This window comes from Brevibacterium sp. SIMBA_078 (assembly GCF_046534565.1).
GTDB lineage: Bacteria > Actinomycetota > Actinomycetes > Actinomycetales > Brevibacteriaceae > Brevibacterium.
Genome location: NZ_JAWRYQ010000141.1, coordinates 1 through 291 on the forward strand (window position 1 = coordinate 1; position 291 = coordinate 291).

Annotated in this window: 1 protein-coding gene; it reads left to right on the forward strand. The window is 38.5% G+C overall.

The window, feature by feature from the left end:
* Positions 1–240: Sua5 family C-terminal domain-containing protein (locus tag SB749_RS19210; RefSeq protein ID WP_410711708.1), on the forward strand; the 240-nt coding region annotated here is incomplete at its 5' end.
* Between the last annotated feature and the right edge of the window lie 51 nt (positions 241–291).

Sequence of the window (291 nt, forward strand, 5' to 3'; positions counted from 1 at the left end):
GATAAAAGTCACTATTTAATCTATTCGACTCAAGTGCAACAGCAATTATTAGCGGGCGATATTCCATCAAAACGTATTACTAAGCTAAGTAGCTGCCCTATTGAATATGCTAAAAATATGTATAAAACACTGCATCTTATTGATGAGACAACACCATTGAATATTTATATCGAAAAACCGCCAGTAGGCAGTGAGTGGGCTGCAGTGAATGACCGACTTAGTCGCGCGGCTACTAGTTAGCTTGCAGGTATTCAATTACAGAGGTCGCATTCACAGGTTTGTAAAAGTAAT